Origin of the sequence: Microbacterium sp. USTB-Y (assembly GCF_023703415.1) — a bacterium.
Lineage (GTDB): Bacteria > Actinomycetota > Actinomycetes > Actinomycetales > Microbacteriaceae > Microbacterium.
In genome coordinates, this window is the sequence record NZ_JAGMTU010000002.1 from 316,921 (window position 1) to 330,238 (window position 13,318).

The window sequence follows — 13,318 nt, forward strand, 5'->3', positions numbered from 1 at the left end:
ATCAAGCCAGCTCGATGAGCTCCTGATACTCCTTGCTCCAGATGTCCTCGACACCGTCGGGCAGGATGAGCACGCGCTCCGGGTTGAGCGACTCCACGGCACCGGGGTCGTGCGAGACGAGCACGACCGCACCCTCGTAGTGCGCCAGCGCGCCGAGGATCTCCTCGCGAGAGGCCGGATCGAGGTTGTTCGTGGGCTCGTCGAGCAGCAGCATGTTGGCCGCGGAGACGACGAGCGTCGCGAGCGAGAGACGGGTCTTCTCGCCTCCCGAGAGCACGCCTGCGGGCTTGTGCACGTCCTCGCCGGTGAACAGGAACGAGCCCAGCACCTTGCGCGCCTCGGTCTCGTTGAGATCGGGGGCGGAGGACATCATGTTCTCCAGGACGGAGCGGGACACGTCGAGGTTCTCGTGCTCCTGCGCGTAGTACCCGACCTTGAGGCCGTGGCCCGGCTCGAGCTGCCCGGTGTCGGGCTGATCGACTCCCGCGAGGATCCGCAGCAGCGTCGTCTTGCCTGCGCCGTTGAGGCCCAGCACGACGACCTTGGAGCCGCGGTCGATCGCGAGGTCCACATCGGTGAAGATCTCCAGCGAGCCGTAGGACTTCGACAGTCCCGATGCCATGAGCGGCGTCTTGCCGCACGGGGCGGGCTTCGGGAAGCGCAGCTTGGCGACCCGGTCGACCTGGCGCACCTCCTCGAGCCCCGAGAGCAGCTTCTCCGCGCGGGCCACCATCTGGTGGGCGGCAGCGGCCTTGCTGGCCTTGGCGCCGAAGCGGGCCGCCTGCTGCTGCAGCGAGGTCGCCTTCTTCTCGGCGTTGGCACGCTCCTTCTTGCGGCGCTCCTCATCGGCGACGCGCTGGCGGAGGTAGTTCTTCCAGTTCATGTTGTAGATGTCGATCATCTGACGGTTCGCATCCAGGTAGAACACCCGGTTCACGGTCTCGCCGACGAGCTCGACGTCGTGGCTGATCACGATCAGCCCGCCCTTGTACCCCTTGAGGAACTCGCGCAGCCACACGACGCTGTCCGCGTCGAGGTGGTTCGTGGGCTCGTCGAGGATCATCGTCTCCGCGTCGGAGAACAGGATCCGCGCGAGCTCGATGCGCCGGCGCTGACCGCCGGACAGGGTCTTCAGAGGCTGGTCGAGGATCCGGTCCGGCAGCGAGAGGTTGTGCGCGATCGAGGCGGCCTCCGCCTCGGCTGCGTAGCCGCCGAGCGCCTCGAAGCGCTCGGTGAGGTTGCCGAACTGCCGCATGGCCTTCTCCGCCACCGCCGCGTCCTCGGATCCCATGGCCTCGGAGGCCTCGCGGATCCGCAGCGTGAGGGATCCCAGGCCGCGCGCATCGAGGATGCGGGTGCGCGCGAGCATCTCCGGATCCCCGGATCGCGGGTCCTGCGGCAGGTATCCGAGCTCGCCGCTGCGCTCCACCTTCCCGTCGGCGGGGATGAGGTCCCCCGCGAGCACCTTCGTCAGCGTGGTCTTGCCCGCGCCGTTGCGGCCGACGAGACCGATCTTGTCGCCGTCGGCGACGCGGAAGGACACGTTCTCCATGAGGAGTCGCGCTCCCACGCGGATCTCGAGGTCGTGCACGGCGAGCACAGCAGACGTCCGTTCTTCAGCAGGGGGTGGGCGGCCGGATGGCCAGCCTCCCAGTATAGGCCGCGCGTCCGGGAGGACGCCGACCGACCGCCGACGCGCCCGCCGGCTCAGGGCGCCAGACCGCGTGCAGCCAGTGCCTCCCCCACGGCATCGGCGTGGCGCATCGTCCGCACCAGGATCGGGAGTGCCGAACGCAGACCGAGCCGCACCCCCCTGGCGTCTTGCGCTTCACGCACGGCGTGGACGAAGCCGCCGACCACCGGCACCATCGTCAGGGTGAGCGAAAGCACGAGCGCCACGGCCTCGACGTCGACTCCCAGGGCCCGGAGAGGGCGCAGCAGCCGGACGATCGTCGCCATGAGCGCGCTCGTCCGGGTGGTGCGGGTGAGCAGCTCCGCCAGCAGCAGGAGGATCACGAGCCGGCCCGTGTTCACGATGGCCGCCGGAGCTCCGACGAACACGCCCAGCGCGGCGCCGAGGATGAGGATCAGCCAGCGCAGCCGCCACCACACCGCGCCGAGCTCGCGCATCCCGAGACCGGCGAGCGGGAAGAGCAGGCTCGCGCCGGCGACGCCGACGAGGATCGGCACGATCATCGCAGGTGCCGCCGGGAGGAAGGAGATGCCGAAGGCGACGACCGCGAGAACCGCGAGCTTGACCCCGGCCGGGGTGCGATGCAGCAGTCCGGATCCGGGGCGATACAGCGAGATCATGACGACGCTCTCAGCCGCACAACTGCAGGTAGTCCGCGATCACGTCGTCCGGCGCACCCTGTGCGTGAACGCGACCGCCCTCGATGAGGACGGCTTCGTCGCAGCGGCGCACCAGATCGAGGTCGTGGGTGACGAGCACGAGCGGCACCGGCAGGTCTTCGATCAGGGCGTCGCCGATGCGCCGGCTGTTGCGCAGATCGAGGCGCGTGGTCGGCTCATCCGCGACGACCAGTCCCGGCCGGCCGATCAGCACCGAGGCCAGCGCGAGCAGCTGCTTCTGCCCTCCGGACAGGTCGGACACGGGCGCGTCGCGCAGCGTCGCGAGCCCGCACAGATCGAGCGCCTCGTCGACCCGCGCCGTCCGCTCCTGCGCTGGGACGCCGCGCAGCGACAGCGCGAGGTCCTCGGCCGGGGTCGGCATCAGGATCTGCGCCTCGGGATCCGCGAACACGAACCCCACATGGCGCCGCACCGCCTGCACGTCGCGTGCCGGGTCGAGCCCCGCCACGCGCACCGTTCCCGAGGTCGCGACCTGCAGGCCGTTGAGCAGACGGACGAGACTGGACTTGCCGGATCCGTTCGCGCCGATCACCGCGGTCCGGCGTGCGGTCAGCCGCACCGAGACGTCGTCGAGGATCGTGCGCCCCTCCACCCCCAGCGTGACCGAGCGCAGCTCGATGTCAGGCGACACGAAGCGCCGTCCGCGCGAAGGCACGCGGATAGGCCCGCTGCAGCGCGACGCAGAGCACGGTGGCCGCGACGGCCTTGATGAGGTCTCCGGGGAGGAACACGAGGCTGGACAGCGCCGTGGGCGCCAGGGGCACGCCCGTCACGAGCGCCTGCACCGGGATCCCGAACAGATACACGACGCCGATTCCGCCCACCACGGCGGCGACTCCCGCCCGCCACCAGGTGATGCGCCGCGTGCCCAGGATGAGGCCGATCACGACCACTCCCGCGAGCCACCCCAGGAGGTAGCCGGCGCTGGGGCCGACGAACACGCCCAGGCCGCCTCGGCCGCCGGCGAGCACGGGCAGGCCGGCCGCAGCGAGGGCGAGCACGGCGAGGACGGCGAGCGGGGCGAGGCGCGGACCGAGGATGAGCCCGGCGAGCATCACCCCGAGGGTCTGGCCGGTGATGGGCACTCCCCCGGGCAACGGGACGATCACGAGCCCCAGAGCGATGATCAGCGCCGCGAACACGGCGATACGGGCGGCGTCGGCACCCCACGGGCGGGCGTTCGTCGTCATGGCGGTCCCTTTCGGATCTGAAGTCGTGTGCTCGGCCCCTGCGGGCCAGTCCTGAACACTGTTCACCTGAACGGTGTTCACTATACTCGGAGCATGACTCCTCCGCGCACCGGTCGACACGACCGCGAGCACATCATCGGCGTCGCGCTCGAGCTGCTGGACCGTTACGGGCTGCCCGATCTGACCATGCGCCGCCTCGCGACCGAGCTCGACGTGCAGGCGAGCGCCTTGTACTGGCACTTCGACAGCAAGCAGGACCTGCTCGCCGCCGTCTCCGATCGCATCCTCGCGCGCATCCCCGAACCCGCCGAGGGCGAGCCGCTGATCGACGCGGCGCGGGCGGTGCGCGATGCGCTCCTCGCCCATCGCGACGGCGCAGAGATCGTGATCAGCTCGGCGGCGCTGCGCCCCGGTCGTTCGCGGGCGCAGGACGTGCTGCTGCGTGCGCTGCCGTCGCATCTCGACGACCCCGACCTCGCGGCCACCGCGGTGCTGCAGTTCGTGCTGGGGCACACGACGCTCGTCCAGCAGCGCATGCACGGCGAGAGCTACGGGGCAGCCCGCACGACGGAGGTGCTCGACGACGACGCGCGGGACGCCGCCGTCTTCGCGACCGGGATCGCCCTGTTCAGCCTCGGGGCGGCTCCGGCGCTGCACTGACGGTCGCTGGACGGGGACCGTCTCCGATCCGGGAGCCCGGGATCGCCGCGAGCAGCAGCACGACGGACGCGAGAGCGAACACGGCGGGGAAGCCGGAGCCGGTGATCGGCAGAGCGAAGAACAGCAGCCCTGCGACCGCGATGGTCACGGCCGACCCCGTGGAGTCGGAGATCGACAATGCTGAGGAGTTGAACCCTTCGTCCGAGGGCGTCGAGTACGCCAGCATCAGCACGTTGAGGCGCGGGTAGACCAGTCCCATCGCGCCGCCGGCGATCCCCCACAGCACGACGACGGCCCAGGGCATCGTCGCCGTCGCCGCGACCAGGACCAGGCCGATGAGGGCGACGAGCAATCCTGCCGTGGAGATGAGCACCGTGCGGCGGCTGCCGAGGCGGTCGCCGTACTTCCCCTGCACGGCCGACGCGGAGGACCACGCGAGGGCCGCCGCAGTGAGCGAGAGGCCGGCGATGGTCGGCGTGAAGTCGAAGCGCTCCATGAGCATCTTCGGGACGTAGGTCTCCGCCGCGAAGAACGCCCCTGCGATCAGGCCGCGCATCAGGATCACGCTCGGCAGGCGCGGTGCCGCGCGCAGTGTCCCCCTCGGGAGCAGCGGCCGGATCGAGAGCACGATGACGAGCACGGATCCGAGGGCGAGCGGCCATCCGAACGGCGCCGGCGCCTCGGCCGCGAACCCGACCGCGACGGCGGCGATCGCGACCACGACGGCGAGCAGGATGCGGCGCGCGATCCCGCCGGTCGTGGTGCCGGACCGGGCGTCGCCCTCCACCGCGGCCGGTTCAGTGCCCGCACCGTTCTGCGGATGGGCGTCGAGGTCGACCGCGCGGAGCTTCACCGCGACGAGCGCGAAGGCGACCGCGGTCAGCACGGCGACGCCGAGGAAGGTCCAGCGCCAGTGCAGGAACTGCGCGACCGCGCCGGCAAGGAAGGGCCCGATCATCGACGGGACCACCCAGGCGGCGGCGAAGGCGGCGAAGATCCCTCCGTGGAGGTGGGGCGGGTACACGCGCGCGACGACCACATACAGGGCGACGACCTGGCCGCCGGCCCCGAGCCCCTGGATGAGGCGTCCGAGGATCAGCACGTACATGTCCGTCGCGATCCCGGCGATGAGCAGGCCGACGATGAACAGCACGACCGCGGTGTACAGCGGCGCCCGGGGTCCCGATCGGTCGCTCCACGCTCCCGCGGAGACCATGCCGATCACGCCGGTCGCCAGCGTCCCGGCGAAGGCGACCGCGTAGAGCGCCTCGCCGTGCAGGTCGGCGGCGACCAGTGGCATGACCGTGGTCACCGCCAGCGCCTCGATCGCTCCGAGGAAGATCAGCACGACGGAGCCGACGGTGATCCCCAGGCGATCCCGGTCCCAGATCGTCGCCGCAGCCGCGGCCGCCGTCACCGACGCACCAGGGCAGCGATGCGGAGCACGGCCTCGGTGAGCACCTCCGGGGAGCATCCCAGATTGATGCGCACGTGGCCTCGTCCCTCTTCGCCGAACGTCGGTCCGCGGTTGAGCGCCACACGGGCCTCCCGGAGGATCCGCCCGGCGGGATCATCGCCCCAGCCGAGGTCCCTGAGGTCGACCCAGGCGAGATAGCCGGCATCGGGAAGACGGTACCCCGCCTCCGGCAGGTGCTCGGCGAGCAGCCGCCCGAGGAGTCGCCGGTTGTCATCGAGCGCCACCAGCAGCGCATCCAGCCACGCGTCGCTCTCCGGCGCCCAGGCGGCCACCGCCGCCAACGCGCCGAACAGGCCCGTGCGCCACTCGACCTCGGGCGGGAGCCCGCGGACGACCGCCGCCGTCTTCTCGCTCGCCGTCACCATGACCGCGCACTTGAGACCCGCGAGGTTGTACGCCTTGCTCGCGCTCGTGACCGTGTAGCCGATCTCCGCCGCGACCGGCGAGGCGGCCAGGAAGGGCGTGTAGTCGATGCCCGGCTGCACGAGCGGGGCATGGATCTCATCGCTCACGACGACCGCTCCGTGCGCGGCGGCGAGCTCGGCGAGGCGTGCCAGTACCGCTCTGCTGTGCACGGTGCCGGTCGGGTTGTGCGGGTTGCAGAGCAGCACGGCGCGCGCGCCGCGGGCCAGGGCCCGCTCGATCGCCGCCAGATCCAAGACCCAGGATCCGTCGACATCGACGAGGGGAACGCGCTCGGCGACGCCGCCGGCCTCTTCCACGCAGTCGAAGAAGGGCGGGTAGACGGGCGGCGCGACGATCACGCGGTCGCCCGGGGCGAGCACGGCCCGCAGGATCTCGACGACGCCCATCATCACGTCGCAGGTGGAGCGGATCCGCTCGGGCTGCACGGTCCAGCCGAAACGGCGCTCCGCGTAGGCCGCGAAGGCGGAGCGGATCCCGGGGTCCGGCGGCGTGTAGCCCGTGTCCCCCAGTTCCACCGCGGTGCGCAGCCGTGCCGTGATCGCGTCCGCGAGGGGGAAGTCCGTCTCGGCGACGAACAACGGGAGCACGTCCTCCGGGTAGGTGCGCCACTTGGTGCTGGTGCGGCGGCGGAGCTGATCGAGCGGCAGGGCGCGCAGTGCGGTACGGGCGGCGGTGGTCACCCTCCGAGCCTATCGACGCCGCAACGGCGAGCGGGCAGCCCGCGTCACACGGCGTCAGACCTCGGATGCAGGCAGTCCTCGTGCGGCGTGGCGGCCCGACACGACGACGGCCCGGCGCCGTGTTGCAGCGTCGAGCCGTCGTCGTGTGCGTCTACAGGTCAGATCGCGAAGCCGAGGGCGCGCATCTGGTCGCGCCCGTCGTCGGTGATCCGCTCGGGGCCCCACGGCGGCATCCACACCCAGTTGATGCGGAAGCGGTCGACGACGTCGTCCAGCGCCTGACCGGTCTGCTCCTCGAGCACGTCGGTCAGCGGGCACCCGGCGCTCGTGAGCGTCATGTGGATGACGAGGGCGTCGTTCTCCTCGTCCCAGGAGAGGTCGTAGATGAGGCCGAGGTCGACGACGTTGATCCCGAGCTCGGGATCAACGACGTCCTTGAGCGCCTCGGTGACCTCGTCGTACTTCTCTCCGGTCAGCGTTGCCGTCATGGCTTCCAGCCTACGCTTCGATGGGAGCGCTGGGGTCGAGGAACCGGTCGTACCCCTCGTCCTCGAGACGGTCGGCGAGCTCCGCGCCGCCCTCCTCGACGATCTTGCCCGCGACGACCACGTGCACGTAGTCGGGGCGGATGTAGCGCAGGATCCGGGTGTAGTGCGTGATGAGCAGCACTCCGAGGTTCGTGTGCTCCTTGGCGCGGTTGACGCCCTCCGAAACGATCTTCAGCGCGTCGACGTCGAGGCCGGAGTCGGTCTCGTCCAGCACGGCGATCTTCGGCTTGAGCACCTCGAGCTGGAGGATCTCGTGACGCTTCTTCTCTCCGCCGGAGAAGCCCTCGTTGACGTTGCGCTGCGCGAACTTCGGGTCCATGCGCAGCTTCGCCATGGACTCCTTGACGTCCTTGGTCCACTGACGGATCGAGGGCGCCTCGCCGTCCAGCGCGGTCTTGGCCGTGCGCAGGAAGTTCGTGACGGTGACGCCGGGGATCTCCACCGGGTACTGCATCGCGAGGAAGAGACCGGCGCGGGCGCGCTCGTCGACGCTCATCGCGAGGACGTCCTCGCCGTCGAGCGTGATGGTGCCGCCCGTGACGGTGTACTTCGGGTGGCCCGCGATCGTGTAGGCGAGGGTCGACTTGCCGGAGCCGTTCGGGCCCATGATCGCGTGGGTCTCGCCCGTGCGCATGGTGAGGGTGATGCCGTTGAGGATCGGCGTGGTTCCCGCCTCGGTCTCGACGGTGACGTGCAGATCGGTGATCTCCAGGACAGACATGGATGATTCCTTCGTGGTTTTCGTGAAGCTTCGTGTGGATGCCGCGCGCGGCCTCGTGCTCGGGCACGGGCTCAGAGAGCGCTGACGTCCTTCGTGACGGCGGGGTCGATCATGAGGTCGTCTCCGACGATCTCCGTGACATAGACCGGGACGGGCTCGTAGGCCGGCAGGTTCAGCGGCTTGCCGGAGCACAGCGAGAAGGCCGATCCATGGGCCCAGCACTCGAGCGTCTTGCCCTCGACGAACCCTTCCGACAGCGAGATGTCGCCGTGCGTGCAGGTGTCGCCGATCGCGTGGATCTCGCCCTCGGAGTCGAGCACGACCGCGATCGGCACGCCGTCGAGCTCGACGCGCAGCGGAGTGTCCTCCTGCAGCTCGCTCACCGCGCATGCCCGCTGCGCGGTCACGCGTTCACCGCCTGCAGCTCGAGCTCGATCGCGGCGAGGAGCTCCTCCTCCAGGGAGGGAAGGCCCAGTCGCTGCACGATGTCGCTGAGGAAGCCGAGCACGACGAGACGGCGCGCTTCCTCCTCCGTGATGCCTCGAGCCTGGAGGTAGAACAGCTGCTCGTCGTCGAAGCGCCCGGTGGCGCTGGCGTGACCGGCCCCGAGGATGTCGCCGGTCTCGATCTCCAGGTTCGGGATCGAGTCGGCGCGCGCGCCCTCGGTGAGCACCAGGTTGCGGTTGGCCTCGTAGGAGTCGGTTCCGGTGGCATCCGGACCGATCAGGACGTCGCCGATCCACACGCTGTGTGCGCTCTCGCCCTGGAGCGCGCCCTTGTACAGCACGTCGCCGACCGTGTGCGCGCCCTTGTGGTGCAGGTAGACCTGGCTCTCCAGGTGCTGACCGGCGTCGGCGTAGGACAGTCCGTAGAGCCGGGCCTCGGAGCCGGATCCGGAGAGCTCCACATTCGGGTTCACGCGCACGATGCCGCCGCCGAAGCTCACCACGAAGTGCGTGAGCGACGCGTCGCGATCGACGCGGGCCTGGTGGGCGGCCGCGTGGATCGCCTCATCGGCCCAGCGCTGCACGCTGACGACCGTGAGCTGCGACCCGTCCCGGGCGATGATCTCCACGTTCTGCGCGTACTGCGCCGCGCCGTGGTGGTCGAGGACCACCGTGGCGCGGGAGTTCGGCATCGCCTCGATGAGGATCTGACCGAACGCGCGCTTGCCCGCGTCCGTGCCGTCGACGCGGAGGACGATCGGCGCGTCGATCTCGCCGTCCTGCGGGATGCGCACGTGCAGGCCGCGGCGGGCGTGCTTCCAGGCCAGGGCGCTCGGCAGATCCTCCGGACGGAAGAACTCGCCGTAGGCGTCGGTCTCATCCGGCACGAGGAAGGCCTCGACGTCGTCGAGATCGATCGACAGCGCCGAGTCGTCACCGGCCTCGTCGGTCAGCAGCCCGGCGAGCTGAGCCACCGGCGTGTGCTTCCAGTTGACCTCGCGCCCCGTGGGGGTGCCGAAGTCGGCCGGGTCGAACGAAGACGGCCGTTCCGAACGGGTCTGCACCGGGACGGTCTTGTCCGCGGCGAAGACCTGGGCGGCCGGGTCGATGTGGGCGTGCGTGTCCTGCGCCTCGACGGGCGCGGCAGTGGGGGCCGTCATCTCAGCCGACCGATCCTTCCATGCCCATCTCGATGAGCTTGTTCAGTTCCATCGCGTACTCCATGGGCAGCTCGCGCGCGATCGGCTCGATGAAGCCGCGCACGATCATCGCCATCGCCTCGTCCTCGGGCATGCCGCGGGACTGCAGGTAGAAGAGCTGCTCCTCGCTGACCTTCGAGACCGTCGCCTCGTGGCCGAGCTGCACGTCGTCGACGCGGATGTCGATCGCGGGGTAGGTGTCGCTGCGGGACTTGGTGTCCACGAGCAGGGCATCGCAGCGCACGGTGTTCGCGGAGTGGTGGGCGTTCGCGTCCACGCGAACCTCGCCGCGATAGCCGGCGCGACCGCCGCCGCGGGCGATCGACTTCGAGACGATCGACGACTGCGTGTACGGCGCCATGTGGATCATCTTCGCGCCGGCGTCCTGGTGCTGACCGGGGCCGGCGAAGGCGACGGAGAGCGTCTCGCCCTTCGCGTGCTCGCCCATGAGGTAGATCGACGGGTACTTCATCGTCACCTTGGAGCCGATGTTGCCGTCGACCCACTCCATGGTCGCGCCCTCGTGCGCCACGGCGCGCTTGGTGACCAGGTTGTAGACGTTGTTCGACCAGTTCTGGATCGTCGTGTAGCGCACGCGGGCGTTCTTCTTCACGATGATCTCGACCACGGCCGAGTGCAGGGAGTCGCTCTTGTAGATCGGGGCGGTGCAGCCCTCGATGTAATGCACGTAGCTGTCCTCGTCGGCGATGATCAGCGTCCGCTCGAACTGGCCCATGTTCTCGGTGTTGATCCGGAAGTAGGCCTGCAGCGGGATCTCCACGTGCACGCCCTTGGGGACGTAGACGAAGGATCCGCCGGACCACACGGCCGTGTTCAGCGCGGCGAACTTGTTGTCGCCGGCCGGGATGACCGTGCCGAAGTACTCCTGGAAGAACTCGGGGTGCTCGCGCAGCGCGGTGTCGGTGTCCATGAAGATGACGCCCTGCTGCTCCAGGTCCTCGCGGATCTGGTGGTAGACGACCTCGGACTCGTACTGCGCGGCGACGCCCGCGACCAGACGCTGGCGCTCCGCCTCCGGGATGCCGAGGCGCTCGTAGGTCTCCCGGATGTCCTCCGGGAGGTCCTCCCAGCTCTGCGCCTGCTTCTCGGTCGAGCGCACGAAGTACTTGATGTTGTCGAAGTCGATCTCGCTGAGGTCGGCGCCCCAGGTCGGCATCGGCTTGCGACCGAACAGCTGCAGACCCTTCAGACGGGTCTTCAGCATCCACTCGGGCTCGTTCTTGAGCGCCGAGATGTCACGCACGACGGCCTCGCTCAGGCCGCGCCGCGCGCTGGCGCCGGCGGCATCGGGGTCGTGCCAGCCGAACTCGTACACCCCCAGCCCATCCAGCTCCGGGCGGTCGATCAGCACATCCGACATCACACTCTCCTCTTGGGCCGTAACGGTTCATCCGCCCCGGCACACCGCCGATCCCGCCGAGTCTGCGGAGAGCGGGTGCCGCTTGGGGCCCTCATCATGGACGCAAAGCAATCGCGCCTAAACTTGTGCAGGATGCTGTCCGCGAGTTCCGCGGTCATCGCCACACACCCCCGATTCTACAGGTTCCCTCCGACATCCGGGCCCTCTCGGCCTCGCGCGGAGGGATCCGGAGGACCCATGCCCGAGATCGCGACACCGCCCGCGCCCCGCACCCGCCCCGGATTCCTGGGCCGAGTCCACGATTGGCTCCCCGACCGCGTGGATCTCCGCGTGAAGATCGCCGCCTGGGTGTCGTTCGTGCTCGAGGTCGCGATCGTCGGCACCGGCGGAGCGGTCCGGCTCACCGACTCCGGCCTGGGGTGCGAGTGGCCGCTGTGCACGCCGGACTCGCTGTTCCCCACCGCGGAGCAGAGCTATCACTCCCTCATCGAGTTCGGGAACCGCGGACTGAGCTTCTTCGTCGGTCTCGCCGCGATCGTCGTCATCGTCTTCGTCTCGCGCTTCAGGGCCGCGCGGAGGGACCTCTGGGTCATGGCCTGGATCGTGTTCGCCGGAGTGCTCCTGCAGGCCGCGGTCGGCGGGATCCTCGTGATCTTCGCCCTGCACCCGAACATGGTCGCCTTCCACTACCTCGTCTCGCTCGCGCTCGTCGCCGTGTCCGCGGCCTTCCTGGTGCGGATGGGCCAGCCGCGCGGAGCACGTGAGCGGACCGTGCCGAAGGGTGTCGCGATCCTCGTGCACCTCACGTCGTTCGTCCTGGCGCTCACCGTGCTCGTCGGAGTGCTCACCACCGGCGCCGGCCCGCACTCGGGCGATCCGGAGGTCACGCTGCGCAACGGCTTCGACGCGACGCTCCTCGAGCACGTCCACTCCTGGCCCGCCTACGCGCTCTTCGCGCTCACCCTCACGCTGCTCGTGATCAGCCTGGCGACCGGCCTCACGGAGATCCGGAGCGCGGTGATCGCCCTGCTCGCCATCGAGCTGGTGCAGATCGCCGTGGGTCTGTATCAGGCCCGCAACGCCCTGCCCCCGCTGGCGGTGGGCGTGCACATGGTGCTCGCGGCCGTGCTCGTCGCGGCGTGCACCGTGCTCGTGCTGCGGCTGAAGCGACCGGTCGAGTCGGCGGCGGCCGATGCTGCAGTCCGCACCGCATCCTGAACCCGCCGGCGTCCCTCAGTCCTGCGGCCGCTCCACCCCGGGGCTCCCGTCCTGCGCCCAGGCGGCGCCGAGCGCGAACAGCGTCGCGACGCCGTAGCGCTCCATCGCCGCGGCGATCCGGCGGCGGCCCGTCCGCGGCGTGATGCCGAGGGAACGCGATGCCGCGTCCAGGGTCATCCCCCGACGCATGCGATGCAGCAGCTGTCCGTATCCGCCGGGATCCCTCTCGACCGGTCGCGCCTGCTGCCACAGCCCCTCGAAGTAGGCCCGCGCGAGGCCGGCGATCACCGGACTCGACACCGCGAGCACGCTCTGCGGCGCCAGGTCGCCCCAGAGCAGCGGCAGCCCCGTCACCTCCTCGTCGTCCACCCAGAACCAGCTCGGCGGATCCGGGAGGATGCGGAACTCGACCCCCGCGGCCTGGAAACGCTGCACCATCGCGAGCAGCTTGTCGTCGAGGGCGACCGCGGGCAGGATCGCCTGGACCGCCGAGTAGGACGACATCGCCTTCGCGAAGGCCGCACTGCGCTCGGGACCGCTGGCCTGGTAACGGTCCAGGTCGGTGAGCACGGCCCGCACCCGCCCTCCGGCGCCCACCCGCGAGGCCTGGACCGCGAACCACAGATCCTCCGCGGCATGCGGTCCCTGGGCGCTCTGCAGCACGAGCCGGTCCTGGGCGACGGCCTCGCCGAAGTTCCACGACGATGTACGGCGCGCGACGCCCTCCATGATCGCCGCCAGACTCTCGCTGCGCGCCTGGGCCTCGGCGCGCTCGGCCAGCAGCAGCCGCTCGATCGCGATCGCGGCCGCGTGCAGTGGAGGGTTCAGCAGCACGACGTCGTCGTCGCGCAGGGAGAGGTTGCCCGCCTCCGCCAGTCGCTGCAGTGCCGCGCGGGCTCCGTCGTGGCCGAGCCCCGTCCTGGCGGCCACGTCGGCGACACCGCGCAGTCGTTCCCGCAGCAGAAGGTCGAGCAGGTCGTCGTCGCTCATCATGTGTCC

Annotated in this window: 14 protein-coding genes; 2 read left to right on the top strand and 12 right to left on the bottom strand. The window is 70.3% G+C overall.

The annotated features are described in order from the left end of the window. Position 1 precedes the first annotated feature (1 nt). From J8G10_RS05195 to J8G10_RS05210, 4 genes are all read right to left on the bottom strand, one after another. A complete protein-coding gene (locus tag J8G10_RS05195) occupies positions 2–1,600 on the bottom strand; it encodes an ABC-F family ATP-binding cassette domain-containing protein (RefSeq protein ID WP_292886949.1) in 1,599 nt (532 codons plus the stop codon). A 107-nt stretch (positions 1,601–1,707) separates the two neighbouring features. Next, a complete protein-coding gene (locus J8G10_RS05200; RefSeq protein WP_251440189.1) occupies positions 1,708–2,313 on the bottom strand; it encodes a CbiQ family ECF transporter T component in 606 nt (201 codons plus the stop codon). 10 nt (positions 2,314–2,323) lie between these two features. Next, positions 2,324–3,004: an ABC transporter ATP-binding protein gene (locus tag J8G10_RS05205; protein WP_251440192.1), complete on the bottom strand. Its 681-nt coding sequence runs from the start codon at positions 3,002–3,004 to the stop codon at positions 2,324–2,326. Beyond that, entirely contained in the window at positions 2,994–3,563 is a 570-nt protein-coding gene (locus J8G10_RS05210; RefSeq protein ID WP_251440195.1) for a biotin transporter BioY, read from the bottom strand. Before J8G10_RS05210 ends, J8G10_RS05205 begins: the two co-directional genes overlap by 11 nt. A gap of 93 nt (positions 3,564–3,656) precedes the next feature. On the opposite strand from J8G10_RS05210, the gene J8G10_RS05215 reads away from it, so the two are divergent. Next, entirely contained in the window at positions 3,657–4,223 is a 567-nt protein-coding gene (locus tag J8G10_RS05215) for a TetR family transcriptional regulator (protein WP_251440198.1), read from the top strand. Here J8G10_RS05215 and J8G10_RS05220 read toward each other — a convergent pair. From J8G10_RS05220 to sufB, 7 genes are all read right to left on the bottom strand, one after another. Beyond that, positions 4,192–5,640 (bottom strand): MFS transporter, encoded by a 1,449-nt coding sequence (locus tag J8G10_RS05220; protein ID WP_251440219.1) that lies wholly within the window; start codon positions 5,638–5,640, stop codon positions 4,192–4,194. The two genes, J8G10_RS05215 and J8G10_RS05220, sit on opposite strands and share 32 nt — an antisense overlap. Then, the gene (locus tag J8G10_RS05225) at positions 5,637–6,806 is read right to left on the bottom strand and encodes a MalY/PatB family protein (RefSeq protein WP_251440240.1); all 1,170 of its coding nucleotides are present in this window, start codon (positions 6,804–6,806) and stop codon (positions 5,637–5,639) included. The genes J8G10_RS05220 and J8G10_RS05225 overlap by 4 nt, the downstream gene beginning before the upstream one ends. Before the next feature lie 158 nt (positions 6,807–6,964). Continuing rightward, positions 6,965–7,294: a metal-sulfur cluster assembly factor gene (locus tag J8G10_RS05230; RefSeq protein ID WP_045252088.1), complete on the bottom strand. Its 330-nt coding sequence runs from the start codon at positions 7,292–7,294 to the stop codon at positions 6,965–6,967. A gap of 10 nt (positions 7,295–7,304) precedes the next feature. Then, on the bottom strand, positions 7,305–8,075 hold the full coding sequence (sufC, locus tag J8G10_RS05235; RefSeq protein ID WP_251440243.1) for a Fe-S cluster assembly ATPase SufC: 771 nt from the start codon (positions 8,073–8,075) through the stop codon (positions 7,305–7,307). Between the two features lie 71 nt (positions 8,076–8,146). Continuing rightward, the gene (locus tag J8G10_RS05240; protein ID WP_251440247.1) at positions 8,147–8,482 is read right to left on the bottom strand and encodes a non-heme iron oxygenase ferredoxin subunit; all 336 of its coding nucleotides are present in this window, start codon (positions 8,480–8,482) and stop codon (positions 8,147–8,149) included. Further along, positions 8,479–9,681 carry a Fe-S cluster assembly protein SufD gene (sufD, locus tag J8G10_RS05245; protein WP_251440250.1) on the bottom strand — a complete coding sequence of 401 codons (1,203 nt, stop codon included), beginning with the start codon at positions 9,679–9,681 and terminating at the stop codon, positions 8,479–8,481. Before sufD ends, J8G10_RS05240 begins: the two co-directional genes overlap by 4 nt. A 1-nt stretch (position 9,682) precedes the next feature. Further along, positions 9,683–11,101 carry a Fe-S cluster assembly protein SufB gene (gene sufB / locus J8G10_RS05250; protein ID WP_251440253.1) on the bottom strand — a complete coding sequence of 473 codons (1,419 nt, stop codon included), beginning with the start codon at positions 11,099–11,101 and terminating at the stop codon, positions 9,683–9,685. A gap of 237 nt (positions 11,102–11,338) precedes the next feature. Between sufB and J8G10_RS05255 the strand changes: the two genes are divergently transcribed. Continuing rightward, complete coding sequence (locus J8G10_RS05255) at positions 11,339–12,319, top strand: heme A synthase (protein ID WP_251440255.1); 981 nt, start codon at positions 11,339–11,341, stop codon at positions 12,317–12,319. Between the two features lie 15 nt (positions 12,320–12,334). Here J8G10_RS05255 and J8G10_RS05260 read toward each other — a convergent pair whose 3' ends face one another. After that, entirely contained in the window at positions 12,335–13,309 is a 975-nt protein-coding gene (locus tag J8G10_RS05260; RefSeq protein WP_251440258.1) for a hypothetical protein, read from the bottom strand. Positions 13,310–13,318 lie beyond the last annotated feature (9 nt).

Excerpts from the sequence above, each read along its gene's own strand:
- J8G10_RS05200 (WP_251440189.1), bottom strand. The coding sequence starts at position 2,313 with ATGATCTCGCTGTATCGCCCCGGATCCGGACTGCTGCATCGCACCCCG.
- J8G10_RS05210 (WP_251440195.1), bottom strand. The coding sequence starts at position 3,563 with ATGACGACGAACGCCCGCCCGTGGGGTGCCGACGCCGCCCGTATCGCC.
- J8G10_RS05215 (WP_251440198.1), top strand. The coding sequence starts at position 3,657 with ATGACTCCTCCGCGCACCGGTCGACACGACCGCGAGCACATCATCGGC.
- J8G10_RS05230 (WP_045252088.1), bottom strand. The coding sequence starts at position 7,294 with ATGACGGCAACGCTGACCGGAGAGAAGTACGACGAGGTCACCGAGGCG.
- sufC (WP_251440243.1), bottom strand. The coding sequence starts at position 8,075 with ATGTCTGTCCTGGAGATCACCGATCTGCACGTCACCGTCGAGACCGAG.
- sufD (WP_251440250.1), bottom strand. The coding sequence starts at position 9,681 with ATGACGGCCCCCACTGCCGCGCCCGTCGAGGCGCAGGACACGCACGCC.
- sufB (WP_251440253.1), bottom strand. The coding sequence starts at position 11,101 with ATGTCGGATGTGCTGATCGACCGCCCGGAGCTGGATGGGCTGGGGGTG.
- J8G10_RS05255 (WP_251440255.1), top strand. The coding sequence starts at position 11,339 with ATGCCCGAGATCGCGACACCGCCCGCGCCCCGCACCCGCCCCGGATTC.
- J8G10_RS05260 (WP_251440258.1), bottom strand. The coding sequence starts at position 13,309 with ATGAGCGACGACGACCTGCTCGACCTTCTGCTGCGGGAACGACTGCGC.